This window comes from Pseudogracilibacillus amylolyticus (SeqCode), assembly GCF_051918545.1.
Lineage (GTDB): Bacteria > Bacillota > Bacilli > Bacillales > Amphibacillaceae > Pseudogracilibacillus.
This window is the reverse complement of record NZ_JBPPZG010000208.1, coordinates 4,657-6,532: the sequence shown is the minus strand read 5'-3', so window position 1 is coordinate 6,532 and position 1,876 is coordinate 4,657. Positions and strand designations below refer to the sequence as shown.

The window sequence follows — 1,876 nt, the reverse complement described above, 5'->3', positions numbered from 1 at the left end:
TTTGGACTAATTACGATATGACGGTGTGGTTCTACTCCATCAGAATAAGTTGTTACTTCACTTGAATCTTGCAATGCACTATGAATGATTTTTCTTTCATATGCAGGCATTGGTTCAAGTGCTACTTTCCGTTTAATACGTTTAGCTTTATCCGACATTCTATGTGCAAGTTCAATAAGTGTTTCTTTTCTTCTTTCACGATACCCTTCCGCATCAACAGTTACGGAATGAAAGTTTCGCCCATTTTTATTTATTATTAACTGAGTTAAATACTGTAGAGCATTTAAAGTTTTACCTCTTTTTCCAATTAAAATAGCAATTTTCTCACCGGATAATTGGAATGTTACATGGTTGTCCACAATTGTAGTCGTAATTTCTACGTCGACACCCATATTTTTGGAAACATTTTTTAAAAATTCTTCCGTTTCAGCAATATTATTCTTCTTTTCTCTTACTTTTACGACGGCAAGAGCAGATCCGAATAAACCTAAAAATCCTTTTTTACCTTCATCAATTACATCAATTTCAACTTCTTCTTTTGACAAATTTAACTGCTCTAAAGCTGATTGAACCGCCTCTTCAACACTTTGGCCACTAGCAGTTACTTCTCTCACTTTTTCTCTCCTCCAGTACTCGGATCTTTCATCATTGGTTTACGAATCAGCAATGTTTGACCTATCATGAAAATATTTCCCACTACCCAGTATAATGCAAGTGCAGCAGGTAAGAAAAAGGCAAAAACGGCAATCATAATTGGCATAATATAAAGCATTGCGACCATTTGTGGATTCTGAGCTGCAGGACTACCTGCCATCATAAATTTTTGTTGTAAGTACGTCGCTGCCCCTGCTATGATCGGTAAAATGTAATCAGGTGAATCAAGTGCAAACCATAAAAAAGTATGACCTTGGATTTCCTGAGTACGCATTATTGCGTGATAAATGGCAATTAATATTGGCATTTGTACAAAGATTGGTAAACATCCCGCTAATGGATTAACTCCATGTTTCTGAAATAATGCCATTGTCTCTTGTTGCAACTTTTGTTGTGTATTCGCATCTTTTGAACTATATTTTTCTTGTAATTTTTTTAATTCAGGTTGAATATCTTGCATTGCTTTTGAACTTTTTAACTGCTTAATATTAAGTGGGAGTAAAATTACACGGATAATAACTGTAACTACAACAATTGCCCATCCATACGAGTTAAAAATTTTTGCAAAATAAATAATAAACACAGACATTGGATAAACAAAATATTTATTCCAAACTCCTGTACTTTCTGCATTGATCGGGGTATTAATATCTGTACATCCAGATAACAGAGCTACTACACCGACCAAAAGCAAAATTATGTAAAGTTTCTTACGCAAAATAACTTCCTCCTAACAGTAAACAAACTACCTTATCTATATAATAAAAGATTTTGCTTTCGTAATAAATGAATAAGACTATTTTTTATTTGTTTACAGTCCATATCAACTGCTGGTTTTCTTGCAATTATAATTATATCTGTTTCCGGAATAACTTTATCTTCTAATTGTATAAATGATTGACGAATGTATCGTTTTATCCGATTTCTAGTTACTGCGTTCCCAATTTTTTTTCCAACTGATATTCCAATTCTAAAATGAGTTTGTAACGGTTTTTCTTTATAGTATATGACAAGCTCACGATTTGCAAAGGATTTACCGGTTTTTAATATTTCCTGAAACTCACTATTTTTCTTCACTCGGTAAGCTTTTTTCATTTAAAACAATCACCTTTAAATTTTACTTCAATCTATTAAAACTGAAAAAAGACCACTGACTTGCTTCAGTGGCCTATGCAGACAATACCTTTCTTCCTTTACGACGGCGACGAGCTAAAACTTGACG

3 protein-coding genes are annotated in these 1,876 nt (G+C 33.4%); all 3 read right to left on the bottom strand.

Annotated elements, in window-relative coordinates; translation table 11 throughout:
* The coding region (gene jag / locus ACPYKA_RS17345; protein ID WP_479543467.1) for an RNA-binding cell elongation regulator Jag/EloR at positions 1 to 614 on the bottom strand (614 nt) is incomplete at its 3' end.
* Positions 611 to 1,372: a YidC family membrane integrase SpoIIIJ gene (gene spoIIIJ, locus ACPYKA_RS17340; protein ID WP_479543466.1), complete on the bottom strand. Its 762-nt coding sequence runs from the start codon at positions 1,370 to 1,372 to the stop codon at positions 611 to 613. The genes spoIIIJ and jag, both read right to left, overlap by 4 nt.
* 32 nt (positions 1,373 to 1,404) lie before the next feature.
* A complete protein-coding gene (gene rnpA / locus ACPYKA_RS17335) occupies positions 1,405 to 1,749 on the bottom strand; it encodes a ribonuclease P protein component (RefSeq protein ID WP_479543465.1) in 345 nt (114 codons plus the stop codon).
* Between the last annotated feature and the right edge of the window lie 127 nt (positions 1,750 to 1,876).